The sequence below is a fragment of the Salinimicrobium terrae DSM 17865 genome (assembly GCF_000424665.1).
Classification (GTDB): Bacteria; Bacteroidota; Bacteroidia; order Flavobacteriales; family Flavobacteriaceae; genus Salinimicrobium; species Salinimicrobium terrae.
In genome coordinates this window covers 218,800-235,159 of the sequence record NZ_AUKI01000020.1, presented here as the reverse complement: position 1 = coordinate 235,159, position 16,360 = coordinate 218,800, and the positions used below count along the sequence as shown (strand labels likewise).

At 41.8% G+C, this 16,360-nt stretch carries 16 protein-coding genes; 11 read left to right on the top strand and 5 right to left on the bottom strand.

What is annotated here, in order from left to right:
- Positions 1–2: 2 nt before the first annotated feature.
- From nadA to H148_RS0110200, 3 genes are all read right to left on the bottom strand, one after another.
- A complete protein-coding gene (nadA, locus tag H148_RS0110215) occupies positions 3–950 on the bottom strand; it encodes a quinolinate synthase NadA (RefSeq protein WP_037325011.1) in 948 nt (315 codons plus the stop codon).
- Between the two features lie 18 nt (positions 951–968).
- Positions 969–1,403 carry an RrF2 family transcriptional regulator gene (locus H148_RS0110210; RefSeq protein WP_029034718.1) on the bottom strand — a complete coding sequence of 145 codons (435 nt, stop codon included), beginning with the start codon at positions 1,401–1,403 and terminating at the stop codon, positions 969–971.
- A gap of 336 nt (positions 1,404–1,739) precedes the next feature.
- Positions 1,740–3,053 (bottom strand): rhodanese-like domain-containing protein, encoded by a 1,314-nt coding sequence (locus H148_RS0110200; protein WP_029034717.1) that lies wholly within the window; start codon positions 3,051–3,053, stop codon positions 1,740–1,742.
- A gap of 372 nt (positions 3,054–3,425) precedes the next feature.
- Between H148_RS0110200 and serA the strand changes: the two genes are divergently transcribed.
- Together serA and H148_RS0110185 are read left to right on the top strand one after the other, a co-directional pair.
- Complete coding sequence (serA, locus tag H148_RS0110190) at positions 3,426–5,318, top strand: phosphoglycerate dehydrogenase (protein ID WP_029034716.1); 1,893 nt, start codon at positions 3,426–3,428, stop codon at positions 5,316–5,318.
- A gap of 455 nt (positions 5,319–5,773) precedes the next feature.
- Complete coding sequence (locus H148_RS0110185) at positions 5,774–7,570, top strand: nitronate monooxygenase family protein (RefSeq protein ID WP_029034715.1); 1,797 nt, start codon at positions 5,774–5,776, stop codon at positions 7,568–7,570.
- Between the two features lie 150 nt (positions 7,571–7,720).
- Here the strand turns inward: H148_RS0110185 and H148_RS0110180 are convergent, their stop codons facing one another.
- Positions 7,721–8,509, bottom strand: coding sequence for a TlpA family protein disulfide reductase (locus H148_RS0110180; protein WP_029034714.1), 789 nt, complete (start codon positions 8,507–8,509; stop codon positions 7,721–7,723).
- A gap of 216 nt (positions 8,510–8,725) precedes the next feature.
- On the opposite strand from H148_RS0110180, the gene H148_RS0110170 reads away from it, so the two are divergent.
- The 6 genes from H148_RS0110170 to H148_RS0110145 all read left to right on the top strand — a co-directional run bounded on the left by H148_RS0110170 (position 8,726) and on the right by H148_RS0110145 (position 13,026).
- Positions 8,726–9,361: a Crp/Fnr family transcriptional regulator gene (locus tag H148_RS0110170; protein ID WP_029034713.1), complete on the top strand. Its 636-nt coding sequence runs from the start codon at positions 8,726–8,728 to the stop codon at positions 9,359–9,361.
- Between the two features lie 65 nt (positions 9,362–9,426).
- A complete protein-coding gene (locus H148_RS0110165; protein ID WP_029034712.1) occupies positions 9,427–10,224 on the top strand; it encodes a sulfite exporter TauE/SafE family protein in 798 nt (265 codons plus the stop codon).
- A gap of 25 nt (positions 10,225–10,249) precedes the next feature.
- Positions 10,250–10,735, top strand: coding sequence for a methyltransferase family protein (locus tag H148_RS0110160; RefSeq protein WP_342663249.1), 486 nt, complete (start codon positions 10,250–10,252; stop codon positions 10,733–10,735).
- A 6-nt stretch (positions 10,736–10,741) separates the two neighbouring features.
- On the top strand, positions 10,742–11,815 hold the full coding sequence (locus H148_RS17650) for an MBL fold metallo-hydrolase (RefSeq protein ID WP_051286360.1): 1,074 nt from the start codon (positions 10,742–10,744) through the stop codon (positions 11,813–11,815).
- Positions 11,787–12,404: a class I SAM-dependent methyltransferase gene (locus H148_RS0110150; protein ID WP_029034710.1), complete on the top strand. Its 618-nt coding sequence runs from the start codon at positions 11,787–11,789 to the stop codon at positions 12,402–12,404. Before H148_RS17650 ends, H148_RS0110150 begins: the two co-directional genes overlap by 29 nt.
- Positions 12,405–12,414: 10 nt before the next feature.
- Positions 12,415–13,026, top strand: a complete 612-nt coding sequence (locus tag H148_RS0110145) for a class I SAM-dependent methyltransferase (protein ID WP_029034709.1) — start codon at positions 12,415–12,417, stop codon at positions 13,024–13,026.
- A gap of 101 nt (positions 13,027–13,127) precedes the next feature.
- On the opposite strand, the gene H148_RS0110140 is transcribed toward H148_RS0110145, so the two are convergent.
- Positions 13,128–13,721, bottom strand: a complete 594-nt coding sequence (locus tag H148_RS0110140; protein WP_029034708.1) for a TlpA family protein disulfide reductase — start codon at positions 13,719–13,721, stop codon at positions 13,128–13,130.
- A gap of 301 nt (positions 13,722–14,022) precedes the next feature.
- On the opposite strand from H148_RS0110140, the gene H148_RS0110135 reads away from it, so the two are divergent.
- From H148_RS0110135 to H148_RS0110125, 3 genes are all read left to right on the top strand, one after another.
- Positions 14,023–15,360, top strand: a complete 1,338-nt coding sequence (locus H148_RS0110135; RefSeq protein WP_029034707.1) for an MBL fold metallo-hydrolase — start codon at positions 14,023–14,025, stop codon at positions 15,358–15,360.
- A 19-nt stretch (positions 15,361–15,379) separates the two neighbouring features.
- On the top strand, positions 15,380–15,739 hold the full coding sequence (locus tag H148_RS0110130) for a DUF3703 domain-containing protein (RefSeq protein WP_029034706.1): 360 nt from the start codon (positions 15,380–15,382) through the stop codon (positions 15,737–15,739).
- A 125-nt stretch (positions 15,740–15,864) separates the two neighbouring features.
- Positions 15,865–16,350, top strand: a complete 486-nt coding sequence (locus tag H148_RS0110125) for an acyl-CoA carboxylase biotin carboxyl carrier protein subunit (RefSeq protein WP_029034705.1) — start codon at positions 15,865–15,867, stop codon at positions 16,348–16,350.
- Positions 16,351–16,360: the final 10 nt, after the last annotated feature.

Genomic DNA, 16,360 nt, shown 5'->3' with positions numbered 1-16,360 from the left:
TTTTAAGAAAGTTTAAGCATGCGTTCAATGGGCACCAGGGCCTTTTCCATAAGATCCTGTGACAGGATTATTTCGAGGTCTTCTTTTTCGAGACAGTTGTAAAGTTTCTGAAGAGTATTCATCTTCATAAATGCGCATTCACTGCAAGCACAGGTATTATCTTCCTTAGCCGGTGCCGGGATGAGCGTTTTCCATGGCACATCTTTTTGCATCTGGTGGAGGATTCCCGCTTCTGTAGCTACAATAAAAGTGTCTTTTTCGCTGCTTTTGACATAATTGAGCATTCCCGAGGTAGAGCCAACATAGTTTGCGACCTTAAGAATATGAGTCTCAGATTCCGGATGGGCAATGATTTGTGCCGATGGGTGTTCTTTATATAGCTCCAGCAGCTTATCAAGGGAAAATGCCTCATGTACAATGCAGGCACCGTCCCACAGCAGCATCTTTCTGCCGGTTTTTTCCATGAGATATTTCCCCAGGTTTTTATCGGGCGCGAAAATTATAGGTTTGTCCTGCGGAATTGAGTTTATAATCCTTTCGGCATTGGAGGAGGTACAAACTATATCACTGAGGGTTTTGATCTCCGCTGAGCAGTTTATGTAGGTCACCACAACATGATCCGGATATCGTTTTTTCAGCTCCCGGAATGCATCCGGCGGACAACTGTCGGCCAGGGAGCAGCCTGCCTTAAGGTCGGGCAGAAGCACCTTTTTTGAGGGGTTCAGGATCTTGGCGGTTTCGGCCATAAAATGAACGCCGGCGAATACGATAATATCTGCCGATGTTTGGGCGGCTTTTTTGGCCAGTTCAAGGGAGTCCCCAATAAAATCTGCTACCTCCTGGATCTCCGGTTCCTGGTAATAATGGGCCAGGATCACAGCATTTTTCTTCTCTTTTAATTGGGTTACCTTTTCCTGAAGGCTGGTTTGATTCAGAGTGGCTACTGTCATAAAAATTTTGCTCTGGTTTTATATCTTTAAAAAAGTATCTCCCGAAACGAGTCCGCTGGTGAGATCTTTAAGACTGGTATTTTCTACTATTTGCTGCAGGCCGTTCCTTACCGGTTTGAACCTGGAGTGGAAAGGGCAGGGGTGGTCTTCGGAACAATTGTGAAGCCCAAGGCTGCAGCGGGTATAGACTTTATCCCCGTCTATGGCAAGGACAATTTGGGAGATCATGATAGTGTTCGATAAATCTCCTTTTACTTCGAACCCGCCGTGGGCACCTTTGGTAGAAGTAATGATGCCGCTACGGCTTAACTTTTGTAAGGTCTTTGCAGTAAAGGCTTCCGGAGAGTCTATTTCCCGCGCAATATCTTTAAGGCTGGCTCTTTTGTCCTTTTCAGATTCCGAAGCGATAAAAATAGCGGCCCTTATTGCATATTCACAGGCTTTTGAGAACATGGTCAAAATTTTTAGGTTAAATAGCAAAATTAAGGACCTAATTGTCTTTATTTTATGACCTGTATCAGTTACCGTTGATTTTTTTTTTCAGTTGGATTTTCATTCAGGGGAATTACTGTAGTTGAAATTCCCGATGTTTCCATGGACTAGAGTTATTCCGGTAAATAAGACCTTTTATTCTCTTCAGTTATTTTTCTCAGACCTTACAAAGATTCCCGGCGGCAAATACCTTTGGCGGAATATCACGGGTGACCACGCTACCCGATACATCGTAAAAGGTTCTCCGGCGAGCAATTTTTAAGTTCTCGGTTTCATTGCAGATAAGAGATATGCAGACTAATGCTGAGATTGATCTTTTGAAGCTGCTTCTTCCGGAACTCCCGTTTCATAAGGATTGGCGGGATTGTTACTCCATTCAAACCAGCCGCCATCATAAACCGAAACATGGGGCCAGCCTAACAGCCATGCATTAAACCATGCTTCACTGCCACGCCAGCCGGTACCACAATAAAAAGCCAGGTGTTTATCTGGGGTGATCCCGTTTTGCTTCCAGTTCTCAATCACCTCGTGAAATTCCCGGGTGGTGTGGTCAACATTCCTGTAGTTTTCCATATGGTATGCGTCACTCCCACAGTCGGCAAAAATGGCTCCCGGGATCCTGCCTTTTGCTTCTATGTAATTATAACCGCTTACTTCTCCTATATACTCAGGATAGCTGCGCACGCAAACCAGTTCGGCTTCACGGTCGGCAATCATTTCTTTAGCCTGAGGAACATCTACAGCCAGTTCGGGTCGGGCAGGGATTCTGGCACCAAAATCAGAAACCGGTTGCTTCGGCACGTCTTCTGTACCCACGTCAAATCCTGCATCTTCCCAGGATTGGAAGCCGCCATTGAGTACCCTCACGTCTTTCACGCCCGCGTACATCATTATAAAAGCATTTCTTATGGCTCCAATATCGCCGGCAGCACTTCCGGGAAATTCATCATCATTATCGGGGAACATAAACTTTCCGTAGAGTACCACTGTAGTATCGACTGTGATCCCGTGCTCTTCCAGAGCTTTCTTTAGTTCTTCGGGGCTGCGCCGGTTCCAGGTTTCAGGGGATTCCAGCGCGTTGGTGTCCATATCAATAGCGCCCGGAATATGTCCGCTCAAATAAGCATCCCGGTTACGATAATGAGCATGCACCACCACGTATTTATCATTTTCGTATTCTGCGGGCTTTTTGCCGGAGATCAGTTCCTTTACCCATTCGGCAGAAACAAGTTGCCTGTATTTCGGAAGATACTCCATTGGTAAGGTCTCATCTGTAGCCCACTCGGTTAAAAAGTTGTTATAAACTGCTATTTTTGAATAGTCTGCTTTTTCAAAACTTTCAGCAACTTTCTGTGCTTCTTCGGGCGTATAGCCGTAGATAATAATCTCTTCGGAAGGATCTATTTTTTTATGTCTAACGATCTCGATCCAGTCCATATAGCCGGTCCATTTTACAGGCAGAGATTTAGCACCCCTTATATGACCACCGCGAGGTTCATTATGTAGTTTCCAGCCGTTATATGCATCAACCGGCCGGGCGTCAATGATGACTGCACTTTTTTTCTGTTTGTCTAATAATTCCTGAGTGGTTATTTGTTTAAACTGTGTCATTTAAATTGAATTTGAGATAGAAAAGAACGTCTGAATAAGCCCTGTGGATCCCTGTTTTTCCCAAGATACTTAAATTTCGATTTTTCTTAAGCAGGTGCCGACTTAAGAAATTCCTAAATCTTGCTGAAGCTGGAGATTTCGACTACAGGTCTTTCTCTTTTTATTAGGAGTCCAGAACCAAAAATTAGATGAGACAAGTAATTTTGAAAGGAGGCTTTTTTCAAATAACTCAGTTAAAACCCGAAATCATTGAAAAAAAATTATTTTTCTGCGCTGCATTTCAGGAAGTGATAAATGTCTTGTTCTTTAGGGTTAAATCTTCCGCGTGTGCCTGAAAAAGCTTAGTTTTGGGAAGATTTCAATAAATTCAGCATGAGGAATAAAAGGCATTTTGTAATTGATTTTGACAGTACTTTTACACAGGTGGAAGCTCTTGATATCTTAGGGGAAATTTCCCTGGAAGGTCATAATGAAAAGGAAGAGCGGCTACAAAAGTTAATTGATCTTACCAATAGCGGGATGGCCGGGGATCTCTCCTTTAGGGAATCCCTTGAACAGCGCCTCGCCCTTCTCAACGCTGAAGAACAACATCTCCCAAAACTGGTGGACCGTCTTAAAAGTAAGGTTTCCACAAGTTTTGTTCGCAACAGAGAGTTCTTTGAAGAGAATCAGGAGAATATCTATATTATTTCAAATGGTTTCAAAGAATTTATTGTTCCCATTGTGAAGGAATTTGGTATAAGGGAAGAGAATGTTTTTGCCAACACTTTTAAACCAGATGACAACGGAAAGCTAACTTCCTTTGACACCACAAATGTTCTTTCTTCCAATAACGGAAAGGTAGAAATGCTCAAGCGTATGGATCTGCAGGGAGATGTTTACGTAATTGGTGATGGCTACACAGATTATGAAATCAAAGCTGCCGGCCTTGCCAATAAGTTCTATGCCTTTACCGAAAATGTTGAACGCGGCAACGTTCTCGAAAAAGCCGACCATATCACTCCAAGTTTAGACGAATTTCTATACCTCCATAAAATGAACAAAGCTATTTCTTATCCCAAAAATCGTATAAAAATTTTGCTTCTTGAAAACGTGCACGAAGACGCCGAAAAGATCATGAAGAACGAAGGTTATAATGTGACCACGATTTCGGGAGCGCTGGATGAAGAGGAGCTGGCGGAAAAAATTAAAGATGTTTCTGTTCTTGGAATCCGCTCTAAAACTCATGTGACTAAGAAGGTGCTTGAAAATGCCAACCGACTCATAGCAGTGGGTGCATTTTGTATAGGTACAAACCAGATCGACCTGGAAGAATGCCTTAAAAAGGGCATTGCGGTTTTCAATGCTCCTTTTAGCAATACAAGATCTGTAGTGGAACTGGCTATTGGGGAGATCATCTTTTTAATGCGTGGCCTGCCCGACAGGATTGGTGAGATGCATGCCGGTAACTGGAACAAGTCGGCCATTGGTAGCAGGGAAGTCCGTGGTAAAAAGCTCGGCATTGTGGGATATGGAAATATTGGTGCCCAGCTTTCGGTAGTGGCCGAAGCTATTGGATTTGATGTATATTATTACGATCTCATGGAAAAGCTTGCGCTGGGGAATGCTACTAAATGCAGTAGCCTGGAGGAGTTGCTAAAGACAGTGGACATTGTTACCCTACACGTTGACGGGCGTAAGGAAAATCAGGATCTCATAGGTGACAAGGAACTTGAATTAATGAAAGAAGGTTCTGTGTTTCTAAATCTTAGCCGGGGCCATGTGGTGGATATAAAAGCTTTGAGAAAATACATGGAAAGCGGCAAAATAAGAGGTGCCGGAATAGATGTCTTCCCGAAGGAACCAAAAACAAATAATGAAGAGTTTGAATCTGAATTAAGAGGTATTAAAAATGTCATTTTAACGCCTCATATTGGTGGAAGTACCGAAGAGGCCCAGGTGAATATCGGAAATTTTGTACCCGGAAAGATCATCGAATATATCAATACCGGAAGTACCACAAATAGTGTGAACTTTCCTAACCTGCAACTTCCAATTCTGGAAAATGCGCACCGTCTTATTCATATTCATCATAACCGCCCGGGGATAATAGCTCATATTAACAACATCCTGTCTCAACATGAATGTAATATTGTAGGCCAATACCTCAAAACAAATGAAACTATAGGATACGTGATCACAGATATCAATAAAGCCTACAACGAAGAAGTGATCGCCGAAATGAAGGGAATTGAAGGTACAATAAGGTTCCGGGTGCTTTATTAGGTTTAAGGTTTAGGATTTCTGGTTCAAGGTTCAAAGTTCAAAATCCAGGGTTTCGGATTTAAGGTTCAAGATCATTGTTGTCCGATTAAAAGATAAGTATTTCGAAAAAAACCTGCTAATGCTGATCCAAATCAGATTTTCGCTGTTTTAAGAGGTGGTTTTCAATTTTTTAATTGCTGCACCAGTATTTATAATTTATAAAACTTTGGTTTTCAGTATATTATATACAAATCTTGGCTCTAAATTCTAGAAGCGGAGCGATCTAGATTCTTTTCCCGGACAACAATGATTCAAGATTCAGAACTCGCAAACCACAACCACAACTCACACCCCGATAACCGGCAACTCCAACTTATAACTCTCAACTCATAACTCCTTCCAAATATGACCCAAATCATATTTTAGGAACAGGAGGTTAGTCATCTTTGAGGTTTTGCCTTTAAAAACCATTAAATATGACATATAATCTATCCCCACACCGGTTTCATATTCCGGTCATGGGTATTGCATTCACTATAGACACTCCTGTCAAGGTGGCTTCCTATGGAATTACCTCGGCATTGTCTATCATTGAAGACAACCTCATCGAGATGATGAGAAAGTACTATTACCAGCAAAACGAGGAACCTTATGTTCCAATTGAAAAACACGAGGAGAACTACCGCGTGCGTCGCATCACAGATTATTTGAATCTCGTGAACCGTAATGTGCACGTAAAATTTGAAAAGCTGAAAGAATCAGCTTTTGAAAAGGGTTCGGAGATCGTAAAGTATTTCGAAATGTTACCCGAGGAAAGTGGGCTTAAAGAAAAGTACTACCAATTTCTGAAGGAGCATGGAGAAGCCAAGACCGAACTCGAAAATTTTCTTCGGAAGCACATTCGTCCCGGTGGGATCGAGGTGAACATAATGACTAAAGTTGATAAGAATAACTTCAATAGAGCCGGAGAGATTTTACCGGATGGGTCTGATGCCCTGGGCGCGCTTAAAGCTTACGCCGAAAGTGATCTTGAAAATTCAGCAGTTATTTTTTCTGCCGGCATGAACCCAAGACTGTTCAACTACCTGGAAAACTTCAGGGAATTTGATGCTTCAGGTTTAGGGCAGTTCAAGAAGAAAGTGATCATTAAAGTCAGTGATTATCGCTCGGCACTAATTCAGGGAAAATATCTTGCCAAAAAGGGCATTTGGGTGAGTGAATTCAGAATTGAATCGGGCCTCAATTGCGGCGGACATGCTTTTGCCACTCAGGGATATCTGCTGGGACCAATTCTGGAAGAATTCAGAAATAAAAAAGAAGAATTAAGAAAAGAACTTTTCAGTCTTTATAATCCGGCGATAATGGCCAAAGGGCAGGAAGGATTTGAGGAACCGCATCCTGTGTATATTACCGTGCAGGGCGGAATTGGTACTGCCGAAGAACAAAAACTGCTCTACGGCTATTACGGAGTTGACGGTGCCGGTTGGGGAACCCCATTTTTGCTGTGTCCCGAAGCTACCACCGTAGATGACAAAACCCTTGAACTGCTTGCTGCGAGCCGGGAAAAGGATGTGGTATTGAGTAAAGCTTCTCCCCTGGGAGTGAGATTCAACTACCTCAAAGGAACTACTGCCGAAAAAGAAAGGCAGCAAAGGATCGACAAAGGCAAACCCGGAAGTCCCTGTACCGAAAAGTACCTGGTTTCAAATACCGAGTTCACTAAAGAACCTATTTGTACCGCCTCCAGGAAATACCAGAAATTAAAGCTGGAGCAGCTGGAAAAGGCAGGCCTGCCCGAAGCCGAATACAAGTACCAGGTGGACGACCTGCTAAGCAAGGAATGTTTGTGCATTGGCTTAAGTAATTCCGCCGGGCTCAATTATAAAGTGCCAATTGTGGAAAAGCTGGATGCCGTGACCATTTGTCCGGGTCCAAATATTGTGAATTTTAGTAAAACTGCGAGTCTGCAGGAGATGACAGATCATATTTACGGACGCAATGAACTGCCCCAGGATCCCTCGCGGCCGCATATGTTCCTCAAGGAAATGCAGTTGTATGTTGAGTATTTAAAAGAGGAAATAAGGAGTAATTTTAATCCCGGACCAAGAGATATCAAAGGCTGGACGGGGTTTTGTAACAATCTCCTTGAAGGAGTTTCCCACTACAGGCAGCTGGCAGAAAAGGAATTCATTAAAAAGAAAGAAGCTTTTGACCAGGGGCTAAAAAAATGGGAACTTGAAGTGATAAAGATCAAAACAAGCCTCAGTAACTAAGAAAGTTCAAAAAAAACACTCTTCAAAAATGACTTTTTTGGAGAGTTTTTTTTAGTCGCTAACTTTTTGCTGTTAGCCAAGAGTCAAGAACCAAGAGCTGTTAGCCTTTGGCCGTTAGCCAACAGCCAATAATCAATAGCCAAAAAGCTCTTAACCCTTGTCCATTGACTTCAAAGCAGCGATCATTTCGGGAGCTGTATTCACTACCTTTTTGATCTTGCCCGACGGTTCTACAACGATATGGGTGGGATAAATAGAAAAGCCCAGAGTGTCTTCAATAAAAGCTTTTTGATTGGCAATTACCGGGTAGTTAAACTCTCTGGTAGTAAGGAAATCTTTAAGTTCTTCTTCAGGATCCAGCGAAAGACTCATGAAGATTACATCCTCACGGTTTTTGTATTCTTCTACCAGCTCATTGAGTTGAGGCATTTCTTCAATACAGGGTTTACATCTTAGAAACCAGGTTTTTACTACCAGCGTTTTCCCTTCAGCCAGATCTTTAGAGAATTTTCTTCCTTCAAGATCGGTTAACTCAAAGTCGGGAAATTCCTGTCCTTCCATCATAAAATGCCGGTATTCGGGATAGGTGTCGGCCATAATGGTGTAACTAATATCATCGTCTGCATCTTCTCCAAGCCTGAAGAGCTGATAGCGGTCTGTCCCGGTATTCGATTTTAGTTTTAGGGTAATGAAATCTCCGGTTAAAATTTCCTCGAAAAAGGCTTTTTCTGAAATGGTGTCCCCTTCCTCTCCCAGCGGAATAAAATCTGATGCAAGATCAATATTGGTTTTGTGATACCTCCACCATTTGGCCTGATCGGTCTGTATAGAGGAGAAGATAAGTTCAGATTCGGTCATCTTCTCATTTTCCTCACAGGAAGTGAGAAAGAGAAAGCTTCCGAAGAAAAAAACCTGGAGTAAAGTTGTGAAATATCGCAAGATAGTGTCGTTTTTTGAGGTTCCAAAGATATGGAATTTGCCATAATGGGGAAAGTCTCTTGTTAATCCTTCGGCAGAAATATGAGGGGTCTAAAATGGCATTTTCGAAAGCTATTTCCGGAAAAGTTCCTGCTGGAATTATGGATGAAGAGTTCCGGGAATGATGAGGAGGCATTTTCAAAAATACTGTAAATTTACACGAACAAAACCTGCCTTATGCTTGAAAAAGATTTACGGGAAGCCTACCATTTCATTTTCGAAGAAGAACTGTTACAAGAGATCCTGAAATTCGGAACTCTAAAGGAGGTTAAGGCAGGAGAAACAATTATTGAAATTTCAGATTATGTGAAAAACATGCCCCTCCTGCTGGAAGGCGCCATTAAGATCCTGCGTGAGGATAAGGATGGGGACGAGCTGGTATTGTATTTTCTGGAGAGGGGCGACACCTGCGCCATGACCCTGTCCTGTTGCCTGGGACAGACCAAAAGTGAGATTAGGGCGGTTGCTGAAAAGGATACGCGCCTTGTAATGATCCCCATTGAAAAAATGGAAGAATGGACCTCGAGGTTCAAGAGCTGGAGGAATTTTGTTTTTGAGAGTTACCACTCCAGGTTGACTGAAATGCTTGATACCATTGATACCATTGCTTTCCTGAATATGGATGAGCGCCTTATGCGCTACCTGCAGGACAAAGCCAAGATCAATCAGGATGAACAGCTACAAATTACACACCAGGAGATCGCGTATGATCTGCATACTTCGCGGGTTGTGATCTCACGCCTCCTGAAAAAGCTCGAAAATGAGGGGAAAATAAGATTGCAGCGGAATAGTATCCTGGTGCATGATCTTTAAAATGTGACCTTTGTTACAGATCCGGCAAGTTTGAAAACTTACTTTTGTGCGGAACTTTTGAAACAATGGAGATAATAGATATTCTTGGTTACCTGGGAGCTTTAATTATTGGAGTAATTCTTGGGCTTATAGGCGGTGGAGGTTCTATTCTCACAGTACCTGTACTAGTCTACCTGCTTTCTATTAATCCTGTGACCGCTACAGCTTACTCCCTTTTTGTTGTGGGCGCAACTTCTCTTTTTGGATCAATAAAGAACCTTCAGAAGAAAAGAGTAGACCTTAAAACCGCAGTGGTTTTCTCGATTCCCGCTTTTATTGCCGTTTATCTCACAAGAAAATTTCTGGTTCCTGCCATTCCTGAAACCATTATAACCATTGGGGATTTCACTGTAACAAAGAATATCGGGATCATGCTGTTCTTTGCCTTTATAATGGTCCTGGCTTCAGTATCTATGATCCTGGAACCTTCAGAAAAAGATGCGAAGCCTAAAAAAGTAAAATATAATTACCTGTTTATAGTGCTGGAAGGCGGGATCGTAGGCGTTTTAACCGGAATTGTAGGGGCCGGCGGGGGATTTCTTATAATTCCGGCGCTGGTATTAATGACCAAACTGCCCATGAAAAGAGCAGTAGCCACATCGCTGGTGATCATTGCAGTTAAATCTTTGATCGGCTTTATTGGAGATGTGCAAAACCTGGAAATAGACTGGCTCTTTCTTCTTATCTTCACAACGATCTCTATCATCGGAATTTTTGTAGGGATTTGGCTTAACCGTTTTATTGACGGAAAGAAGCTGAAGAAAGGTTTCGGTTGGTTTGTGCTGCTTATGGGGATCTATATTTTCTGGAAAGAGATCTTCTGATTTTCTGAAATTTTGAAATGAAGAGATAATATCAAATTATAAAAAAATGGCTGTTCCCAAAAAGGACAAAATATTTGTAATGCTCCAGTTCCTTGTTTTTATTGCCTGGTTATTTGAGGTAGAGGCCTGGCATTTTCAATTATCTGACAATCTTCACGGATTGGGAATGGTACTGGCAATTATTGGACTGTTACTTGTGCTGGCGGCGTTTTTACAACTCAATACTAATCTTTCACCTTTCCCAAGCCCCAAAGAGGGAGCCAAACTCGTTACCGGGGGAGTTTTTGCTTTTGCCCGGCACCCGATTTATTCAGGGGTACTTTTTATGGGTTTCGGAATTTCGGTCTGGATGGGCTCGGGGTATAAGCTTCTCATGACGTTTTTACTTTTCCTGATCTTCTACTTTAAAAGCAGATATGAAGAGGAGAGACTCATAGCTGCTTTTCCCGAATATCTGGATTATAAGAAAGATACAGGCAGATTTTTTCCTAAATTTAGAGGAAGAATTTGAAGATAGATGGTAAAAAGATTTGGGAAGAATCCGCAGGGTGAAAGGTTACAAAGAATAAAAAGTTCGCTTCATTACCGGGATGGAAGTTTCGAAAATGTGGAAAATACATCGGTGAATCCAGATGATGTTTCCATGTTCAGGATCCTCAAAAAGATGATTTTCCGACCTTCCTCTGTTGAGCCTTCTGAAGAGCTTCCAAATATAAAATCAGATCTATCCGGTCTTGACAGTGATGAGATTTCCGTAGTTTGGTTTGGGCATTCGTCCTATTTTATTCAGCTGAAGGATTTCAGGATCCTGGTAGATCCCGTTTTTAGCGGAAATGCCTCTCCTTTCAGATTTTTTGGAAAAGCTTTTAAAGGAGCCGACCATTTTAATGCTGAAGATATTCCGCCTGTAGATCTTTTGATCCTTACGCATGATCATTACGATCATTTGGACTATCCAAGTATAAAAAAGCTGCATGAAAAGGCGGCTACGGTGGTTACTTCCCTTGGAGTAGGAGCTCACCTGGAAACCTGGGGTGTCAAAAATGACAAAATTAACGAGCTTGACTGGTGGGAGGAACATAGGGTAAATTCAGAAGTAAAAGTTACCGCAACTCCTTCCCGACATTTTTCCGGTAGGGGAATTAAAAGAGCGCAAACGCTGTGGTCATCTTTTGTTTTGGAAGCAGGGGAAACGAAGATATTTATTGGCGGGGATTCCGGTTATGATGGGACTTTCAGGAAAATTGGCAGCAAATTCGGGCCTTTTGACCTTGCGTTCCTGGAGTGTGGGCAATTTGGGAAATACTGGCCTCAAATCCATATGTTTCCCGAGCAAACTGCACAGGCGGCCATAGATCTGGAAGCTAAAAAAGTGATCCCGGTGCATTGGGGAAAATTTGGACTTTCCTATCATCCCTGGAATGAACCCATACAAAGATTCATAACTGCAGCTGATGCCGCCGGTCTTAATTATATGATTCCGAAAATAGGCGAAGCAGTAGATCTTAATTCTGAATATCAACAGGAGCCTTGGTGGCTATTCGAAAAAAAAGATAATAAATATGGAGCAGGACAAGCAACACTGGGATAAGGTATATTCCGAAAAACAACCTACAGAGGTGAGCTGGTATGAACCAATGCCGGAAATATCGCTGAACTTAATTAACGAATGTAAACTTGAAAAGGATGCAGCTATCATAGACATTGGTGGCGGAGACAGTTTTTTAGCTGAATTTCTCGTTTCCAAAGGCTACACCGATGTCACTGTAGTAGATATTTCTGAAAAAGCCATTGAAAGGGCAAAGGAGCGGATGTGCGAAAAAGCGGATGAGGTGACCTGGATCGTTGCCGATGCTGCCGACTTTAATCCCGGGAAGAAGTTTGACCTGTGGCATGACCGCGCTGCTTTTCATTTTCTCACAGAGGAAACTCAGCGGGAAAAATATTTAAAAACATTGATTGAAGCTGTAAAACCTGGAGGTTATGTGCTTATGAGCACCTTTTCGGAAAACGGACCTACTAAATGCAGTGGCCTTGAGGTTCAGCGTTACTCGGTAGGAGAAATGCAGGAGTTGTTTCAGGAGGAATTCAATGTGTTAAGCGGAAAAAGTGTGGATCACACAACGCCATCAGGTAGTACGCAGAATTTTACTGTTTGTAGTTTTCAGAAGAAAAAATAAAAATAAAAAGATGAAGGATTTTTGGAACGAAAGGTATAGTGAAGAAGAATATGTTTACGGGGAAGTGCCGAATGAGTATTTCCATTCGAGATTTACACAATTCGATCCCGGCGAGATTTTATTCGCTGCGGAAGGAGAGGGGAGGAATGCTGTTTTTGCGGCCAAGTGTGACTGGAAGGTCGCTGCTTTTGACATTAGTGAAGAAGCTAAGAAAAAAGCAGAAGGTCTCGCTAAAAAACATGCAGTGGAATTGGATTATCGTGTAGGAGAACTCCCTGAGCTGGGTTTTGAAAAAGATGATTTTGATGCCGTTGCCTTGATCTATGCTCATTTTCCGGTGGATGTCCGGAAAAAATACCACAAATTATTGATTTCTTTTATACGAAGGGACGGATTGATCTTTTTTGAAGGTTTCAGCAAGAAACACAAAGTTTATCAGGAAAAGAATCCGGAGGTGGGTGGTCCTAAAGATGAAGCTTTACTTTATTCAATGGAAGAGATCAAAGAAGATTTTGGAAGCCTGAACTTTCTGGAATTGTATGAAGCTGAGATAGATCTTAAGGAGGGCAAATACCACAACGGCCTGGGCGCAGTGATACGTTTTGTGGCGCAAAAGAAATAACCGGAACCTTCAGCTTTAAGAAAAAGGGAAAGTCCGGTTCTTGAAAACTATATAGATGAAAAAAAATTGGCTGCTAAAATGATATTTTCAGCAGCCATATTTTATTGTAGATCCCTGAGAAACTTTTTAAATTCTTTAGTGTTAAAATCTCCCATTCCCAGGTGGGTTAGTGCAAGATTTCCATTTGCATCTATAACATAGGTTGTTGGGATGCTATTCGTAGAATATGCGGCGGGTAATGGTCCTGTCAATTTATAGATCTCAAAAGTATATCCTTTTTTATCCCTGAAATTTTTTGCTTTTTCAAAGTCGTTGTCTAAAGACAACATTACAAATTCTACATTCTTCTCGTTCATCTCGCCGTAAAGTTTATGGATCCCCGGCATTTCTGCTATACAGGGAGGGCACCAGGTCGCCCAGAAGTTTAGAAAGATTACCTTCCCCCGGAAATCTTCCATATTAACTTTTTCACCTTTTGAATTTTCCAGGCTTATATTAAGATCTGCACTTTCGGCGGGAGTGAGGGAAGCCATTTCTGCTTTGTCCTTAATATCGGGATCCATGATGCCGGTGGCAAGGATTCCGCGTTGGAGGAATCCGAGTACCTCAGTATGAAGACCGGTAATAAAAAGGCCAAGGAAGACTGCTCCAATAAGGCCGAATTCAATTAAATTTTTTTTCAGTTTCTTATTCATGGTAAGTTTTAAGAAGAGCAAATGTAGAAATACCTCATGAACGAGAATGTCACATTTGTTACATAAGCCCCACCCGGTTTTGAGAGAAACAGGTTTTTAAGTATTTTAGTGGCTATAGCAACCGGGACGCTGAGTTATATCTTCTGAATTTTTGCGAAATTTTTAATAAATAGATTAATGTATATCAAACAGTTGGCTTTCTGTAACCCATGTTACGGACTAACCTCCTGAAAAAAGGTATTTTTGCTTTAGATTTATTGGTCGGATCTATTCCGGCCCTTTAAAATTTAAACCGAACATTATGAAGATTAAACAATTTAAAGATAGCCCGCTTGCACATTATTCTTATACCATTGTAAGCGAAGGAAAAATGGCTCTGGTTGATCCTGGAAGAAATCCATTGCAGTATTATAATTATGCAGAGGAAGAGAATGCAAAGATCGTGGCTGTTTTTGAAACGCATCCTCATGCCGATTTTGTAAGTAGTCATTGTCAGATCCATGAACAAGCAGGAGCTACAATCTATGCGAGCAAATTACTGGGAGCAGATTATGAGCATAAAGCTTTTGATGAAGGAGATTCTGTACAAATGGGACAGGTAATTTTTAAAGCAATTAATACACCCGGGCATTCCCCGGACAGTATAACCATAGTTGCTGAAGAGAAGGGGGAAACTGCTCTGTTCACAGGGGACACTTTGTTCATTGGAGATGTTGGCCGGCCAGATCTTAGGGAAAAAGTTGGTAACATGACCGCTAAGCGGGTGGAACTGGCAAAAGCCATGTATCACACCATGAACAACAAGTATAACAATTTGCCAGACGATGCCCTGGTTTATCCTGCACATGGGGCAGGTTCTCTTTGCGGCAAAAATATGAGTTCAGATTCCTCGAGTACTTTAGGGAATGAGCGGAAGTACAACTGGGCCTTTCGGGAACAAACCGAAGAAAAATTTGTTGAAACCATACTCCAGGACCAGCCTTTTATTCCGCATTATTTTGGGTTCAATGTTGATGTAAATAAGACCGGTGCCGATAATGTGCAGCAAACAAAAGCAGCAGTAAAGCTGAAGCTACTTGTAGATAAAGTAGAAGAAGGCATCACTGTAATAGACGTTCGGGACGGGGATGAATACAAGAAAAATCATTTGCCCAACAGTATAAATATCATGGCGCGAAGTGAAGATGATAAATACGAAACCTGGTTGGGTGCAATTGTGAAGCCCAAAGAGCCATTTTATATAGTGGTAAAAAGCATGGGACAGGTAGGTGATATCCTGGAAAGAACTGCAAAAATAGGTTACGAAAAACAATTAAGAGGAATTGTCACCCTTGCCGGGGCAACCTTAAAAGAATCGGATGAATTTAACTTGAAGGACTTTAAGGATAATAAAGAGCAATACACCATTGTTGATATAAGGAATGAGAGCGAACTTGCACAGGGAAAGATCTTTGATGATGCAATAGCGATACCTTTAAATGAACTTAGGGAACGATCCAACGAAGTGCCTGCAGACAAACCTATCGTGGTTCATTGTGCCGGTGGATATCGATCTTCTGCCGGAAGCAGTATTTTGGAAAATCATTTTCCCAAGACCAAAGTTTACGATCTTAGTGAAAATATTAAGGAGTTTAACTAGGATTTAATGAGAACAAAAAATGAAATTTAATACTGTTATTCCAAAACGGCTTAAGTACTATTACCTGCGGGAGCTGGTGCAGTATAGAGAAACTTTTAAGCAGGGAAATTTTGTGCATGCCTGGCATCATCTGGAACGGGCGCATATAATTGGTCAGTCTTACCCGTGGGAGCACTCGTATGCGCACTGGCTCATGCTGAAGTTTGGAATTAGCATAAAAGACACGAAAGAGGTCCTGGGGCAATTCCCCCGTTTGTTGATTGGAGGGATAAAATCTTTTGTGGGTAAAATACCATTGGGAAATACCGGCGGAGCAAATGTTCCTCCTTTAAGACCTATGCCCTTACCCGAAGATATTCAGCTGCTGTTTAAAAAATAGTGTCCTCGAAATATCTAAAAAAGCCGCCAGTGAGGTGGCTTTTTTTATTGCCATTATTCAAAAATCCCGAAAATGAGCGGATATTTTTTTATTATATTTACCCAAAGCGCATAAAAACCGCAAATATGGAAGAAAAATATAAAGTAACGGTAGATGGAAATATGGAGTTTGAATTTACCCGGGAACAGGTTGAAGCCCTTGATCTTCAGGAAACTTCTTCCGGGTCTGCACATGTTTTAAAAGATCACCGTTCTTTCTCGACTCAACTTCAGGATTCCCACTTTTTAAACAGGGCCTATATCGTTAGAGTGAATTCCCGGCCTTTTGAGGTGAAGATTTCCAATGAACTTGATCTTCTCATTGAAGAGATGGGATTAAGTCTTGCCGCTGCGCAGGTGATCAATGATATAAAAGCTCCTATGCCGGGTCTTATCTTTGATGTGCAGGTAAAAGAGGGGGATGAGGTCAAAGAAGGAGATTATCTTTTAGTCCTGGAAGCCATGAAAATGGAAAATACACTCACCGCTCCCAGGGATGGCGTTGTAAAATCAGTAAATGTTCAAAAAGGGCAAACTGTAGATAAAAATCAGTTGCTCCTTGAAATGGAATAACACTATTTAC